16 protein-coding genes are annotated in these 15,295 nt (G+C 36.9%); 3 read left to right on the plus strand and 13 right to left on the minus strand.

The annotated features are described in order from the left end of the window. Positions 1–356: 356 nt before the first annotated feature. From qoxD to AC5WOF_RS01770, 8 genes are all read right to left on the minus strand, one after another. Positions 357–653 (minus strand): cytochrome aa3 quinol oxidase subunit IV, encoded by a 297-nt coding sequence (gene qoxD, locus AC5WOF_RS01735; protein WP_496048230.1) that lies wholly within the window; start codon positions 651–653, stop codon positions 357–359. Beyond that, a complete protein-coding gene (qoxC, locus tag AC5WOF_RS01740; protein ID WP_496048231.1) occupies positions 654–1,262 on the minus strand; it encodes a cytochrome aa3 quinol oxidase subunit III in 609 nt (202 codons plus the stop codon). A 1-nt stretch (position 1,263) separates the two neighbouring features. Continuing rightward, positions 1,264–3,213 (minus strand): cytochrome aa3 quinol oxidase subunit I, encoded by a 1,950-nt coding sequence (gene qoxB, locus AC5WOF_RS01745; RefSeq protein WP_496048811.1) that lies wholly within the window; start codon positions 3,211–3,213, stop codon positions 1,264–1,266. 43 nt (positions 3,214–3,256) lie between these two features. Beyond that, positions 3,257–4,201, minus strand: coding sequence for a cytochrome aa3 quinol oxidase subunit II (gene qoxA, locus AC5WOF_RS01750; protein ID WP_496048232.1), 945 nt, complete (start codon positions 4,199–4,201; stop codon positions 3,257–3,259). A 486-nt stretch (positions 4,202–4,687) separates the two neighbouring features. Beyond that, on the minus strand, positions 4,688–5,344 hold the full coding sequence (locus AC5WOF_RS01755; protein WP_496048233.1) for a hypothetical protein: 657 nt from the start codon (positions 5,342–5,344) through the stop codon (positions 4,688–4,690). 61 nt (positions 5,345–5,405) lie between these two features. Beyond that, positions 5,406–5,786, minus strand: coding sequence for a hypothetical protein (locus tag AC5WOF_RS01760; protein ID WP_496048234.1), 381 nt, complete (start codon positions 5,784–5,786; stop codon positions 5,406–5,408). 75 nt (positions 5,787–5,861) lie between these two features. Next, positions 5,862–6,011, minus strand: a complete 150-nt coding sequence (locus AC5WOF_RS01765) for a hypothetical protein (RefSeq protein ID WP_496048235.1) — start codon at positions 6,009–6,011, stop codon at positions 5,862–5,864. A gap of 175 nt (positions 6,012–6,186) precedes the next feature. Then, positions 6,187–6,477, minus strand: a complete 291-nt coding sequence (locus tag AC5WOF_RS01770; protein ID WP_496048236.1) for a hypothetical protein — start codon at positions 6,475–6,477, stop codon at positions 6,187–6,189. Positions 6,478–7,029: 552 nt separating this feature from the next. On the opposite strand from AC5WOF_RS01770, the gene AC5WOF_RS01775 reads away from it, so the two are divergent. After that, positions 7,030–8,370 (plus strand): helix-turn-helix domain-containing protein, encoded by a 1,341-nt coding sequence (locus AC5WOF_RS01775; RefSeq protein ID WP_496048237.1) that lies wholly within the window; start codon positions 7,030–7,032, stop codon positions 8,368–8,370. A 292-nt stretch (positions 8,371–8,662) separates the two neighbouring features. On the opposite strand, the gene AC5WOF_RS01780 is transcribed toward AC5WOF_RS01775, so the two are convergent. Further along, complete coding sequence (locus tag AC5WOF_RS01780) at positions 8,663–9,364, minus strand: DUF6155 family protein (RefSeq protein WP_496048238.1); 702 nt, start codon at positions 9,362–9,364, stop codon at positions 8,663–8,665. Positions 9,365–9,426: 62 nt separating this feature from the next. After that, entirely contained in the window at positions 9,427–9,711 is a 285-nt protein-coding gene (locus tag AC5WOF_RS01785) for a DUF4183 domain-containing protein (protein ID WP_496048239.1), read from the minus strand. A 267-nt stretch (positions 9,712–9,978) separates the two neighbouring features. Between AC5WOF_RS01785 and AC5WOF_RS01790 the strand changes: the two genes are divergently transcribed. Together AC5WOF_RS01790 and AC5WOF_RS01795 are read left to right on the plus strand one after the other, a co-directional pair. Next, complete coding sequence (locus AC5WOF_RS01790; protein WP_496048240.1) at positions 9,979–10,713, plus strand: DUF4183 domain-containing protein; 735 nt, start codon at positions 9,979–9,981, stop codon at positions 10,711–10,713. Between the two features lie 107 nt (positions 10,714–10,820). After that, entirely contained in the window at positions 10,821–11,333 is a 513-nt protein-coding gene (locus AC5WOF_RS01795) for a DUF3189 family protein (RefSeq protein ID WP_496048241.1), read from the plus strand. Between the two features lie 37 nt (positions 11,334–11,370). Here AC5WOF_RS01795 and AC5WOF_RS01800 read toward each other — a convergent pair whose 3' ends face one another. Genes AC5WOF_RS01800 through AC5WOF_RS01810 form a run of 3 tightly spaced genes read right to left on the minus strand, consistent with a single transcriptional unit; the run spans position 11,371 to position 15,075 of the window. Further along, a complete protein-coding gene (locus tag AC5WOF_RS01800; protein ID WP_496048242.1) occupies positions 11,371–12,486 on the minus strand; it encodes a Ger(x)C family spore germination protein in 1,116 nt (371 codons plus the stop codon). Then, positions 12,483–13,577 (minus strand): GerAB/ArcD/ProY family transporter, encoded by a 1,095-nt coding sequence (locus AC5WOF_RS01805; RefSeq protein WP_496048243.1) that lies wholly within the window; start codon positions 13,575–13,577, stop codon positions 12,483–12,485. Before AC5WOF_RS01805 ends, AC5WOF_RS01800 begins: the two co-directional genes overlap by 4 nt. Beyond that, positions 13,558–15,075 carry a spore germination protein gene (locus tag AC5WOF_RS01810; RefSeq protein WP_496048244.1) on the minus strand — a complete coding sequence of 506 codons (1,518 nt, stop codon included), beginning with the start codon at positions 15,073–15,075 and terminating at the stop codon, positions 13,558–13,560. The genes AC5WOF_RS01805 and AC5WOF_RS01810 overlap by 20 nt, the downstream gene beginning before the upstream one ends. Between the last annotated feature and the right edge of the window lie 220 nt (positions 15,076–15,295).

The following is a 15,295-nucleotide window of genomic DNA, read 5'->3' on the forward strand; positions in this document are numbered from 1 at the left end:
GTTCACACGTTTTCGATCACTGTCCACATCATTATAAAAAATCCAGATATTTCTGTCAAGAAATGCTGGTTCATTAAACGCAAACAAAGCCCACGTTTTTGGATAGTGGGCTGTTTGTGCCTAACAGGTTTGGGTAAATCGAAATAGGTATACTTGTTAGAAAATCATATGATAAATAAGTTCAACCTCTTTGGTATTCATAATATATCTTCGAGAGATTTATGGTTTTTAAAGCCTCAGACTCAATAAAAAAGTAGGGTGTACCACATTCTCTCCATTGTAACTCTAGTAATAATCACAGTCTAATAGAAGAAAAGAGACAGGTACGTCTGCTAATAGACATGCCTGTCTTCGCTTTACATATGCATCGTATTGTAAATCATGATCCAAATAGAACCTGCCACAATGGTAATGGCGACAAAAATACCAAACGCGATACTGATAACTTGATAAGCCCGCTCTTTGCTTTCCCAGATGTGCATAAAGTAGATAAGCTGAACTAAAAATTGTAACACTGCTAGGATAAGAAGCACGGTTATTTTCATCGACATCGGCAATCTAGTATACAACATGTCAACAAAAGCGAGCACAGTCAAGATCAGAGAAAAGATATAGCCGACAATATGAGGTTTTGCACTATGATGTTGTTCCATTTACGCCACCCCCAACAAGTAAATCGTGCTGAAGAGGAAGATCCAGACAACATCGAGGAAGTGCCAGTATAGTCCTGTCATAAAGATTTTTCTTGCTGTAACAGGAGTAAATCCGCGCTTGATCACTTGGATCATGACACTAGTCACCCAAATAATCCCGAGGCTTACGTGCAAACCGTGTGTTCCAACTAGAGTGAAGAATGCAGAGAGAAATGCACTATGTGTTGGCCCTGCACCCATCTCTACCAAGGTAGAAAACTCTTCTATCTCTAAAATTAGGAACCCTAAGCCTAATAATAGAGTGATAATTGTCCAGATCAGATATCCCTTCATCGAGTTTTTCCGCATGTACAAAATAGCCAAACCACATGTAAAACTACTCGTCAAAAGGAAGAAAGTCTCCATGGCAAAGATGTTGATCTCAAACAGATCTTTTCCAGCAGGGCCACCTGCGGTTTGATGAACCAATACAAAGTAAGTAGCGAAGAGTGTGGAGAACAACACAATCTCCGCACCGAGGAATACCCAAAAACCAAAAATCTTCAATCTGCCTTCTTCTGATTTATACTCCATTGGTTGATAACCTTTTGTTGCAGTTGTTGTCTCCATTTTACACCCTCCTTCCAGCTGCTAATTCCGTCTTTTGGACTTCTTCTACTGGAATATAGTAGTCACGGTCGTAATCGTTGAACGAACGCCAAATCATGGTGATTACCGATCCAAGCAAACCAAGAAATCCAATTTGCAGCCATTCAAAGACAAATCCAAATCCAGCAACAAACATAAATCCGGATATAATGACAGGAAATGCTTCCCGCTTAGGCATGTGGATTGGTTTTATTTCAGGCGCTTCTTCTTTCACGCCAGCAGCTCTCTCTTTTTTGATCAGATGGAAAGCATCCAAACCTTTTACTTGTGGAATAACGGCAAAGTTGTACTCTGCTGCTGGTGAGGAAGTCATCCATTCCAACGTACGGCCATTCCAAGGATCACCTGTTGTATCATTTTGACGATGTTTGAAACTATAGTACATATTCCAAACGAGGATGATAAAACCAATCCCCATCGCAAATGCACCAATCGTTGCAATGAGATTCCAAGTTTCCCATCCAAGACCTGCTGGGTAGGTGTACATCCGTCGAGTCATTCCTTTGAGACCAACGATATACATTGGGATAAAACACATATTAAATCCAATGGTGAACCACCAGAAAGCCCATTTTCCTAAACGTTCATTTAAGAGCCAGCCAACGATTTTCGGCCAGTAATAAACAAGACCAGCGATACATCCATAAACAGTTCCACCGATTAAGACATAGTGAAAGTGTGCAATCAAGAAATAACTATTGTGATATTGATAATCGGCAGGTGCAACAGCCAACATAACACCAGTTATTCCACCGACGAGAAATATTGGAATAAATCCAAGTGCCCATAACATAGGTGTTTTAAACTCAACTCGTCCCTTGTACAGGGTAAACAACCAGTTAAACACCTTCACACCAGTCGGTATCGCGATCAACATCGTACTGATCGAGAAAATGGAGTTGACCCATGGACCTGATCCCATTGTAAAGAAGTGGTGAACCCATACAAGGAAACTTAAGGCTGAGATAGCCAGCATAGAATACACCATTGCGCTATAGCCGAACAATTTCTTTCTAGCAAAGGTACTAAAGATTTCAGAGAACAACCCAAAAGCCGGCAAGATTACGATATACACCTCTGGGTGACCCCAAATCCAGAACAAGTTGGCCCACATCATCGGGCTTCCGCCACCAGCTAAAGTAAAGAAGTGGAAACCAAAAACACGATCCAAAGTAAGCAGTGCTAGGGCAATCGTCAATACTGGGAAAGCAAATATGATAATCACAGAAGTGATCAACGTCGACCAGGAAAAAAGCGGAAGCCTCCATAAGGTCATTCCTGGAGCACGCATTTTTAAAATAGTGACTAAGAAGTTAATCCCTGTAACCAATGTCCCAATACCAGCGATCTGCAATCCAAGCAAATAGTAGTTTTGACCCGGTCCTGGATCGAGTGCACTTCCTGCAAGTGGTGTATAACTCGTCCAACCCGCATCTGGAGATCCACCGATGACAAAAGAGATATTAAATAACATCGCTCCTGCGGCAAACATCCAAAAACTCACTGCATTAAGAGCTGGGAAAGCAACGTCTCTCGCTCCAATTTGCAATGGAACAGCCACGTTCATCAAACCTATCAAAAACGGCATAGCCATAAACAAAATCATAATCGTTCCATGAGTAGTAAAGATCTCATTATAGTGTTCGGCATCTAAAAAATGCAGATTAGGAGCAGTGAGCTGTATTCTCATGAGTAATGCATCTACTCCACCACGGAACAACATCAATAATGCAGCTACCAGATACATAATCCCGATTTTTTTATGATCGACAGTGGTCAACCACTCTCTCCAAAGCCAAACCCATTTTTTGTAGTACGTGAGTACGAATAATATTGCTAATGAGACCAAAATGATCGAGACATAAGCACCATAAATGAGTGGTTCTCCTGTTATAAAAAAGTGTTCCGGCATCTTAAAGTTAAATAAGAAATCTTTCATGGTTTACCCTCCTTTACTAGTGGTTCATCTGGTGGTTCGAGTTAGAATTCATATCCATGTTCATATCCATCTTCATTTCTGTATCATCACTCTTACCATGTTTGTGTGGGTTAGTTGATTCGACAATTGGATTTCCATTCTCATCCAGTCGGTTCACATCCACATTAGGATAGGAAGAGTAAGTTTGCTCTTTTACCACACCAGGTTTTAACAACTGTTTAAACATTTCTGTTGTTTGCTTTGGTGATGACTTTTTAACATTCGCTACCCATTCATCAAACTTTCCTTGTTCAAGTGAATGAACATTAAACTGCATATGAGTGAAATCTTTTCCGGAGAAATTTGCACTTCTTCCAATATAAGTACCATCCTTATCTGCTTCCAACCAGAGGTACATCGTCATACCCGGCATGGTGTACTCTTGTCCACCAAGCTCAGGAACCCAGAATGAGTTCATTGGTCCGACCGCATTTAACTGAAACCGAACGGGTACATTTGCAGGTATATTCACATAGTTGACTGTTTCAATCCCTTGCTCTGGATACTTAAATATCCATTTCCAGTTAGCTGATGTGACTTGTATTGTGATTGGCTTTTGATTGGGGCTCGGTGATTTTTCCAGCTTAAACGTTGATTTTACTGTAGGAATGGCGAGTGCGATAATAATGACAACAGGTATCGCAGTCCATAAAACCTCTAACCATTTATTTTCTTTTTCTTCCGTTTCTACATAATCTTCATTCGATGACTTTGCTCGATATTTCACAAGCATATAAACAAAAAGAACAATGACAACAATAAAAACGATAGACATCAAAACAATCGACCAAATAATAAGATCATATTGTTCCCTAGCTACTGGTCCTTGTGGATTTAACACACCAGATTTCAAAGAGGAACATCCTGATAGCAATAAGGCCATTGTCAAAAAAATTGCTGCATATTTTGTTTTCAATCGCATTTTTTTGGTCACCTACTCCCTTTACCAAATACTTTTGACCATGATGTTTACTAAGTTAGACATACAACCTTCACTATTGAATTATAGAACCATTTCTTTTATAAAGTTGTCTAGTTGGTGACAGGTTTGTGAATAAACGAACTTAAATTATTGCCAACAAAAAGGGATCACATCGCTGTAATCCCTTACATAACCTAGATTATTTACTTTGTCACATTAATATGGAAGGATAGATTGTGACAGCAGGAATGTTGTCTTCCGGGTTGTCGACCTCGTCGACCTTCCCATTGAATAGTACTTCAAGTCTCCATCATTTTCAGGTCTACTGCCTAATTGACTGCGCTTAATACAACTTATTGCCAAGTCGTATCCAAGACTTGCTATTGATGAAGTCGTTAGCGCCTTTCAAGCTGGGGTTCCACCTGCTAAATCCTATGACCTTGCTTGTCGCTCAACAAGAGAACAGTCACCTAGTCGCATTAATCATTACGTTATACTTAAAATTTTAGGATTCAACACGTTAACTAATATCTGATTTATTTTCTTTTTATAATTGTCATCTGCAAAAATTATTTTGATTGTTAAATACTCAGTCAATCTAATGACCATTCTCTCATCGACGAGAAATAATAGTGGGAAACTTTTAAAACACATTTTTGCTAATACACATAGTTCCGAAAAATCATCAATATAACCTCCTCTATAATCTTCTCTAAAACTTGGACGAGAAGCCACAATTCCCGACATCTGTAACATTGTTTCAAAATCTTTTTGTTGTTTCTGTATCCAGTTTTCGTTATCGCTCCAATCTGGTAAAACAACAGTCCACTCTCGTTCAAAATATGGAGTAAATATTACATTACCTATTGGAAATAGAACTGTTTTTGCTAAGGACAACCATTTAATAAAATCATTTTCTAATTGATACCATTGATTAGGAGTCATTGACAATCTAGAATCATCATTATTTACTGAGTCAAAACCCCATGATTCATAAAAACGAGCCAATTTATGTTTAGCTAATATTTCTTTTGGCATTCCATATACTACTGTATTTTCTGGCTGATCAATCTCGTCATCCCAATCAAAAAAATAATAATTTTGAATGGATCTAAACAAATTTTTTGTATTTAAGAACTGCAAAATAAACCCACCCTTTTGATTAAACGATCAATTTTGAAATGTTGTTATCATCACTCATGTTTTACTTAGATATGATTTTTCCTTTTCCATCAGTTGAAGCTTTTCTCTTTCCTTTTTCATCTTTTAGTTTCCATTTTTCCCCTGTGTGACCATCTGTATCTTTTTCTATATACCAACCTGTTTTTGGATTTCGATAAGCCAATTTACCTTTAATTTTTTCTGTAAATTTTCCTAAATCGATAATCCCTTTTCCACTCAACAAAGAACTTGGTATATCAAAAGTAAGCCTAACTCTGTGTGCATGTGATAGAAAGTAGTTAACTAGATATCGTAGACCAATATAATCCAACACTACAGCAACTGCGCCCACTGCTACTAGCCCTACTTCTGGAAAAGCCAACGCATATAAAACGACTGGATAGTTACCTGTTGGATCAATCATATTTACGTATTGTTGTTAGTATAAATATACTTATTCAAAGTAAGAGGTGTCTTTTCCGAACCTTGGAATTTATCTTCATTTATAAAAACGACCAGTATTTTTTGCATCATAGTACCGTGCCTGTAAATAATAGAGCTTGGTCAACTGATCGAGTGCATCATACACATAGGTAGTTGTTCCGACATTCGACGTAACCGAGGTGATACGCCTATTGTTGTTATACATAGTTGAACCTATCGAAGAATGGTAAAAACAGAAGACAGAAAAACTGATCTAAAAAAAGTATGATCCATCCAGACCACCCTTAAGAAAAAAATGATTCTCCATCAAGTAACCCTGTAGAGGAAATTTTGTCGATAGTAAGGAGTACAAACACTCCTTACTACTTTAAAGAAATCCCTTAAAAATAATAAATAAAAATTGCCATCCCCAAGTACAGAATCATTATTGGATTCTCTACATACTTCTTAAACAAAGTACCACTAAGTTTCTTTCTAACATGATATTTTATATTAGAAAACATATATAGCAAAAAAAATAGCACACTTACTATACAACCTAAAAGTTTATCTGCTACAATTGCTCCGAAAGCTCCGAGAAACATTCCTATATAAGCTATTAAAAGAATAATTACAACTTGCTTATAATTTTCCGGGAAAATCTGTTTAATTTGATTTAATATACTTTGCACTAAAATTTACACCTCACCAATTTCTGTAATAAAGGAACATCCAAAGATGATTGAATGTCCCTTTCGTTTCTTTACTTACCCCATCGAACAGCTCGTATACTTTGAATCCTAATTATTTTCTGTCTCTTTCTACCATAATTCAAATACCTAGCAGATCCGAAATAATTTCGGTAAGTGTATCTAATCATGACTCTAATACCTCTACTTCCTATACCCCTATCTTTAAACTCATCTAAAATAAAACCTAAAATGGTAACAGTTGCAAAGCCCGCGATTCCATAGTATTTAAATCCTAGAATAGAGAGAATAGCTTTAGCAGCATTATCACCCTTACTGAATCCAATACCCCATCAATAAACAAATTTTCAATCTTCCCTCTTAAGCAGATTGAAGCTTTCTTTGATTTAAATCCATAATTGTCCTAAAAACTGGTACAAGATAAGAGATTTTCAATACTATTCATAATCATTACTGAAAATCCAATATTTGATATAAAGGAAACCCCCTATCATAATAGATATACATACCTTATGAAAAAAGAGAGGGAAACAAATGGATTTTCAAAATGACTTGCCACTATTAGCTTATCTTGCAAGAAAAATTAGATTGGATCGCGGACTTTCATTAGAAAACTTAAAAAATGAAAATATCTCAGTCGGCACGATTTCGCATATCGAAAATATGGAAGGGAATCCTTCTAAGAGTAAAGTACTACATTTATTTCAAAGTTTAAATATTAGTGAAAAAGAACTGGAGGAAATGAAACAGCAAGAACTACTAGAGATTGAGACGTTACGGACGAAACTGGAGTGTGTGGAGGACTTAATCAATGATGAAGAGTTAGAACAAGCTAAAAAGCTCCTTGATTGCTATCAACCAAAGGAACACCATGCTCTATATCCCTTTGCAAGATATTTACAAGGTCTCTATCACTATGAATTACAAGAGTGGAAAAAGGCACAGAAAATCTGGGAAAAGACGATTAATCTATGCAAGAAACAAACTTTTATTGCGAAAAACAATTTACTCGCCAAGTGCTATAACCGATTGAGCACTTGTTGGTATGCACAAAACAATCTACCAAATGCTCTTCATTATGTAGAAGAAGGATTAAAGCAATATACAGCAGAAAAACAAGACGACATCAAATATGCATCGCTTGGTAATAAAATTTTGTTCTTACGAAAATCAGAACGCAGGGAAGAAGCGATTAGACTAGTCAAAGAAGTATGGCCTTCAATCAATCAGATCCAAAGCATAAGTGTAATGCTCCTCCTGTATAAATCTTACTGCATTCTCCTTCTTGAAAATCAAGAGTTAGATGAAGCTTTGCACCATTGCAAAGAAAGTATAGAAATCGCACATCGAAATATGTCTCAAAAAAATTATCTTCTCGATTTCCTTAATATATTAGGGAGCATTTACCTCAAACAAGGAAAGTTTAAGCAGGCTTTGGAACATTTTAATCTAGTCTTTGATCTAGACCCAAAAAAGAAATTCTCTCGAAGACATGCAGATACTTACACTCATTTAACAAGTTTATATACTACTCAAAATGATTGGATTCTTGCTCAAGAATGTATGGAAAAAGCGTTGTTATATGCAAGAGACATCCATGATGACTTCCGTTTATCCAAAATCCTTATGGTAGCTGGGATTTGTAACAAAACACAGAAACAATATGATAAAGCAATTCCCTTATTTGAAGAAGTTGTTTCTCTTTGCCAAAAGAATGAATATTCCAAACGAACATCAAGTGCAGTGTATGAATTAGCAGCATGTTATGATAAAATCGGCAACAGTAAAGAATTTTCTCGGTGGACTGAGGAATTTTATCGCCTACAAAGAACCATTGGCTGGAAAATGGAGGAGAACTTTTATGTCATATTTTAAATCAACAGTGGTATTCCCCATCCGCTATATGGGTGGAGATGATGAAACCGAAGGCTGAATAAATGTAAAATAAATGCAACACCTGCTTGTTGATACAGGTATTGCATTTATTTTAAACATTACCTACTCTCCAAACCTCTTACTTATAATCAAATTACCAAATCAAAATAGTATATCAAGTTCATAATAACTCTCAGCCAAGCTGTCATGAACCCCCCCAACCGATCCCCTCTGTATTTTCCACAACGGCACGGTCACCAAATAAATCATGCCATTCCCTATTCTCTGCATCTTATAGCATTTGGATCACTGTTCGATACATGGATTCGATACTACTGTAAAACTGCTCATCTATGTCTCCGTAGGCATTGGTAAATTCCACACCCAACTCTACGTAATATAGTTTCAATTCGATACTAAATCTATCATTTTGTGTAACTTTTTCAAACTCCCGAATCGCTTTCTTTGCTTCACTCAATCGTAACTTCGGCTCACCGCGTTCAGGAAAAAATTCATTTTCCACTTTCTCTTGACATGCGTAAAATAACTCCTCTGTTACATTGTCACCTAGAAACTGAACGATAAGGAAATCTTTTATGCCATTATTCAGCTTATAACACTCTGTCACTAACTGAATCAATTCATCGGTTGACAGCGATTTTAAATGCTTCTTTAATTTGGGGATCGTTAACTTACTTTCGGTCTTTTTCTTCCCTGTCTTTTTCATTTTCACTACTTGCTTAGATCTTAATTTAGAATCAATTCGTTTCAGGTGTTGATTGATCTCTTCTTTATGAAATTTTTCCGGATCAAAATCACCCAGCCAAGCAGAGATATCCTCAAATTCCGAGTCTTTTGGGTTTGATAAAACAGATAACATATGTTCATACCCCGGAATTCCTCCACAATCCTCTGGAGGACAGTTTCTTTCTCCCTCTAAACAACTAGGCACTATTATTTCATTCGGTGCTCCTCTCAAATAAAAGTGGCTCACCGTTTTTATACGTGAACCACTTCCCTCAATAGAGTGATAACTAATTATTTGTTCAATAAATATTAAGTTACAACAATCTCAATGGTAATAGGAGTAGAACCATCGAGTACATTTCCTCCAGGAATTGTAATTGCAGTTGTAGTGATAGATGAAGTATCAGCTGTCTGAATGACCCCATTTATATAGAGATTATAATACGCAAATGATGCTGGAAATGCTGTAGCAGCCGCACCCGTATCGTCAGTAAAAGCAGTAGCAGCAATGGAAAAAGTAGCTCCTGTTCCTGTACCACTTCCAGCTGTACCAGTAAACCGGCGACCTGCTACAAAGGGTTTTACAATAGCCATAAGTTCACCACCTTTTATTATCTATAACTAGTAAATGCGAAAAATAAATAAATGGAAAGGCTAGTTGATTAATTCTTCAGACCAATTAATAGAATCAGTGATGCTAGTAAATAATTTACAAACAAAAGAAAATGGTGTAAAAGCAAAACAAGGCAAAGAGAAATATGAATTCTTCTAAATATATGAATGTTGTAACCATTGCTGAAATGAAGTGTATACATACCATATTAGATGGCCTACACAACTGATATAACAGGAGGAATCTTATTGCTGAACAAATTAATCAATAACTTGTTAAATATTACGAAAAATAAGGTTCCTGTCGTTGCAAATTCGAATGAAGCCCTAGAGATTATGCAACTTGCAGGACCAACGGGGGCTACGGGGGCTACAGGTACTACGGGGCCTACGGGATTTGGCGTTTCGGGACCTATCGGACCTACTGGGGCTACGGGGGCTAGAGGGGCTACGGGTACTACGGGGCCTACGGGATTTGGCGTTTCGGGACCTATCGGACCTACTGGGGCTACAGGGGCTAGAGGTACTACGGGTACTACGGGACCTACGGGATTTGGCGTTTCGGGACCTATCGGACCTACAGGAACTACCGGATATACTGGACCTATTGGGTACACTGGTGCTACAGGTACTGGGATTACTGGTACTACTGGACCCACTGGACCTACGGGGGAAGTCGCTATCCCAAATGTCAATATCTTGCCAACGGTTCAGAGATTTTTTTATATTGCAGACTTCGATATTGAGGCTATTGTCACTATTCCTGCTAATCAATTCACTGATGACAACGGAAATCTAGTCACTACTTTTCCAGAGATGAATCAAAGCAGTTATAGCAATTTTTACATTAATGGGATATTGCAGCCTAGCAATCTATATAGTATAAATACTAGTTCCCTGACGATTAACCCTCAGGGTGAAATTATTTTATCCCATACACCAATTATTCTTGAAATAGTAAAATTCTCTGCTGAAATAGTATAGCGAAACAGGGGACGGTTCTCTTGTCGCATAAGTAAATAAAGCCAATGAATTGGAAATGGAATAAATGCCCATAATAGAAACAAATACATGATAAAAGGTTGATTCCTATGATTTATATTTATAACGATTATGGAGGAACACATACCACGTCTTTAGCTGCCGCATATCATTTAAAACAATTACCTCAATCAGAAAGAAAACTATCTTCAGAAGAAATATTAAATGTAAAATATTTCAATCAACTGACAAAAGACGATTTTGGAAAACTCATTTTTCATGGAAAAGACGAAGATGGCAACCTTGTGTATACCATTGGGCGGAAAAGGAATAAGCTCGTAGTTCCAGCTCTAAAAGAATTGATTTTACTACTGGAAGATAAATTTCATTTTGAGGAAAAAATAGTTTTCTCCAATACATCGCCAACTGTTCCCATTGTTATGTCATTTGGGGGATTCTTCTCAAGGGGATTGAAAATTGACTCTATCGGTGTACCATTATTGGTAAAAGGTGCGAAACAATGCTGTGATAATGTTTATCGGTTAGTGGTAAATACGAAACAGGTTGGTAAAGATTCATTTAAAGAAAATGTGATCATATTAGAAAATGAAATATTTAAGTAATCAATGCGACAAGAGAACCTTTCCCTTGTCGCATTTTCTAATCGATTATTCCTGTATGAACAATTTCGACATGTACTTCTGGCTCGAATTTGATTTTTTGATAATGATTTTCCCAGTCTTTCTTTAACTTTTTCCATGTTTGAGGATGAAACGCGATCAATTTCCTGCCTATTCCGAATCCATCACAATGTGCCATTTGCATCTTTTTAATGGTTTGCTTTGCTAAATAAGTCATATCAGCAGATAATTTTTCTTCCAATTTTTTCAGTATATCACTATCCCCTAATTTATCACTTGGATACTCTGCTACATTCACTTGCCAAACTACGTTATACTTTACTCGAATTTGATCATTGGACTCGACAATTACTCGCATTTTTGGTTTTGATTTTTCTACATCAAATGTTAGATAACTATAACCAATTTCATTTTTTTGAGACTTCATTTTTCTAGTTATTCTAGCAGTTCTGCCTTGTTTTCCCTTCAAAAGTAAATACATCATAGATTCATTAGAATTTAGCAGCCCCGTAAGTTGATTATTATGGAACATAGCTACCTGTGAAGCATCAATACGTTCTTTTTTCTTAGTGAGATAAGGCAGTAGAAAATCTTCTCCTGGATCCAACATCACTGGACAAATCGATTGGATATCCACATTTGTAACAGCAGTACTCTGTTCGGAACTAGTCAATAGATTAGGGATCTCTTCGGTTATCAATATATTTCCTATTTTCTTCTCGGATAACAAATCATTTGCTCTTCCTTGTGCTATGGCAATCTTCGCATTTAAAGAGCTTTTCGGGTCCCGATAAAAAACATCTAAAATTGGATAAATATCTTGCTTAGCCCGCTCTTCTCCAATAAGTAAAACACGATTTTTATAGGCGCGCATAAAATTCGATAATTTGTTATCTACTTTATCCCGAATTTCTCTTGGTGTATTACCAATCGCAGTTAAAACATCGTCTTTGGGCTCAGCTTGCTCTCCCTTAGACTGATCGTGTATAACAAATGTCCCTAACAATTTTCCTTTTGAAATACGATCAAACCCGTCTACAGACAATAATCGAGCATTTTTTAACAAATCTTGATCCCAGCAACCCGAAAGGAATAGGAGAATAAGACTAATGAGGAGACAATAAATTTTCTTCATACCGCTCTCTCCTTTCTCTTCTTCATCAAAAAGGCCACAATGAACAAAAAGATAGGAAGGACGATAATAAACGTAGTAAAACCAGTAGAAGAAAGTTGACTATAGAGCATAAAGAAAGATGGTTTATCTGGGATAATTGCCATGATGAAGATGAGAAGCGCAGCATATGGAAGAGCTTTCTTATGCTGGCCTTTGTGAAATAAATACCCCAACCCAGACGCTCCTAAATAGAGATAAGAGGCCATCGTAGTGAATACCACTATTAGCCACATAGATAAAAATAGTAAGTCGATTCGATCAATGATATGAAAAGAATAAGCCTTTAACATATATAAAACCGGTTCAGGGACAAGCGGAAGTTCCGCTGGGCTAAAAATGATTAAACTGGTGAAAACCTCAAATGTATAAAAAACAGTAGTTATAAGATTACCTATTGAAACTGCTTTTAACTTCCCACTACTTAATCCTTCCACCATTGGATAAAGCACTAAAATTATTTCACATCCAGATATTGAAAATAAAGCTTCTTTGGATGCTTTTATGATATTGATCCATCCTGCTTCAGTAATCGGAAAAATATAGGTTACATCTATATTTGTATAACCAATTAAGGATACAATCACCATAACTATAATTACAAATGATGTAGTCACAAAAAAACGAGCAATAATCCGTACGTTTTCTTGTACGAGATATACGGCAGCTCCCATCATCAGGATTATCAATGCCCACCTTGGAGTTTCATGAAGCACCCATTTCCCTATAATTTCCGTAAATTTAACTAAGATAAAACTTGTTGAAAAAAGAAAGTATACGATATATCCAAAACTCAATAAATTCCCCAAGAATTTACCTACAATTTTTGGTAAGAAACTGTAGATGTTATCTGTGGGAAACAAACGACAGAGTGCACAGAGAATCAAGATGATCAATTGAGAGATTAACCCGGCAATCAATACCGAAATCCAAGCTCCACCTTTTGCTTGACTTTGTACATGATGGGCGAGAGATATAATTCCTATTCCTATTTGTGTTTGCACAAGAAATAGCATGAACTGTCCTTGGGTAATCTTATTTTCTATTTTGGTCATCATGTTCCCATCCTCTCGAATACTCCTCTTGAGTAGTTTTTTGAGGATGTGGATCACGAGGCCGTTGGTTCAACTGCCATATAGGGAAACGGACAAATGTATCCTTTAAATCCTTGATTCGAAGAGGAAAAAACGGTGCTAGATAGGGTGTACCAAAACTCTCCAACTTACTAAGGTGAATCAAAATAAATAACAAGCCAATCATGATGCCGAAGAAGCCAAAAAGCGATGCCAAAAGCATCAGAGGAAAGCGCAATAATCGAATAGCTGAACTCATTTCATGAGAGGGTACAACAAAAGAAGCAATAGCTGTTATCGCTACTACTATGATCATAGGAAAAGAGACCAGTCCAGCTCGAACTACAGATTCACCAATGACTAAACCTCCGACTATTCCAATGGTTTGACCAACTCGACTGGGCAATCGAAGTCCTGCTTCTCGTATCACTTCTAATGTTAACTCCATAAGTAAAGCTTCCAAAATAGGAGGGAAAGGAACTTTATCTACACTACTTTTAACCGTATATATCAATTCAATTGGTAGAATTTCAGGGTGAAAACCAACAATCGCAATATAGACTGCTGGCAATTGAAACGCAATGAATAAACTAGCTAGACGGATGATACGAATAAACGATCCGATCATCCATTTGCTGTTATAATCATCAGGGGTTTGATAAAACGCAAATAACGTGACAGGTAAAATCATCGCTGAAGGATCCCCTTCAGAAAAAATCACTACACGACCTTCCATGAGATTCACTACAGTCCGATCAGGTCTTTCTGTAAATAATATTTGGGGAAATGGAGAAAACGGATTACTTTCAATAAATTCACTAATAAAACCCGGTGATACTATTGTATCTGTCGAAATGGAAGAAATACGGTGATCCACTTCTTTAATCAAATCTGGATTCGCTATGTTTTGCATATAGACAACAGCTAGTTTTGTTTTCGTCACCTCTCCAATTTCATAATATCGAACCGTCAAGTTTGGATTTTCAATCCGATGTCTTACTAAATAAAGATTAGTAGTCAGGTTTTCAATAAAACCATCATGTGCTCCACGAACCACTTGCTCATTACTCGGTTCTTCGATTCCCCTGGTGTAACTCACCATCACGTGAATTACAATCGATTCCTGATTCCCTTCCAACAAAAGAATGCAATTTCCTGTAATTAATAATCTAGGAAGTTGGTCAAGCTGGGATACTCTTTGATATGGAGAAGGAATTATTTGCTCAATTATTCCTTCTGTATTCTTATGCAGGGGTTCTATGATTTCTTTTTGAATCTGTTTTTTATCTGCGACTGATTCCAAATAGATGAGAAGCCCGTTCTTTTTATTAAATTTAATTTCTTCCCATTTTAGATCACTCGAATGAAATAATTGGTCTTGAATATATTGTAAATTTTCTTCTAGAGAACGAGAGACTCTCACAGAAGTCATAGACTGCTTCTTATGATGATTTTGGAAAAAATTTTTAAATAAATCCATGGTATATTTCCTCTCACAAAGTCTTCAAGAGTAATATAACCATCTATTAAAAACAATATTTGCGGCAAAAATGACACGAGCGGCATTTGTCATGCTCGTTTGAATGGAGGAGGAACGCAGCATCCTTTGGTGAGAACTGGCTTCCTGTTGTATTTTCTACTCTTCCAAAATGGAACCGATTATGTATTACTGGGCATGTGAGTGGCTCAAAAAATAGGAT

This window comes from Shimazuella sp. NTD250, assembly GCF_059510375.1.

Bases quoted from the DNA above. Each gene is read 5' to 3' on its own strand.
- qoxD (WP_496048230.1), bottom strand. From the start codon at position 653: ATGGAACAACATCATAGTGCAAAACCTCATATTGTCGGCTATATCTTT.
- qoxC (WP_496048231.1), bottom strand. From the start codon at position 1,262: ATGGAGACAACAACTGCAACAAAAGGTTATCAACCAATGGAGTATAAA.
- qoxB (WP_496048811.1), bottom strand. From the start codon at position 3,213: ATGCCGGAACACTTTTTTATAACAGGAGAACCACTCATTTATGGTGCT.
- qoxA (WP_496048232.1), bottom strand. From the start codon at position 4,201: ATGCGATTGAAAACAAAATATGCAGCAATTTTTTTGACAATGGCCTTA.
- AC5WOF_RS01760 (WP_496048234.1), bottom strand. From the start codon at position 5,786: ATGATTGATCCAACAGGTAACTATCCAGTCGTTTTATATGCGTTGGCT.
- AC5WOF_RS01765 (WP_496048235.1), bottom strand. From the start codon at position 6,011: ATGTATAACAACAATAGGCGTATCACCTCGGTTACGTCGAATGTCGGA.
- AC5WOF_RS01775 (WP_496048237.1), top strand. From the start codon at position 7,030: ATGGATTTTCAAAATGACTTGCCACTATTAGCTTATCTTGCAAGAAAA.
- AC5WOF_RS01785 (WP_496048239.1), bottom strand. From the start codon at position 9,711: ATGGCTATTGTAAAACCCTTTGTAGCAGGTCGCCGGTTTACTGGTACA.
- AC5WOF_RS01795 (WP_496048241.1), top strand. From the start codon at position 10,821: ATGATTTATATTTATAACGATTATGGAGGAACACATACCACGTCTTTA.
- AC5WOF_RS01800 (WP_496048242.1), bottom strand. From the start codon at position 12,486: ATGAAGAAAATTTATTGTCTCCTCATTAGTCTTATTCTCCTATTCCTT.
- AC5WOF_RS01805 (WP_496048243.1), bottom strand. From the start codon at position 13,577: ATGACCAAAATAGAAAATAAGATTACCCAAGGACAGTTCATGCTATTT.
- AC5WOF_RS01810 (WP_496048244.1), bottom strand. From the start codon at position 15,075: ATGGATTTATTTAAAAATTTTTTCCAAAATCATCATAAGAAGCAGTCT.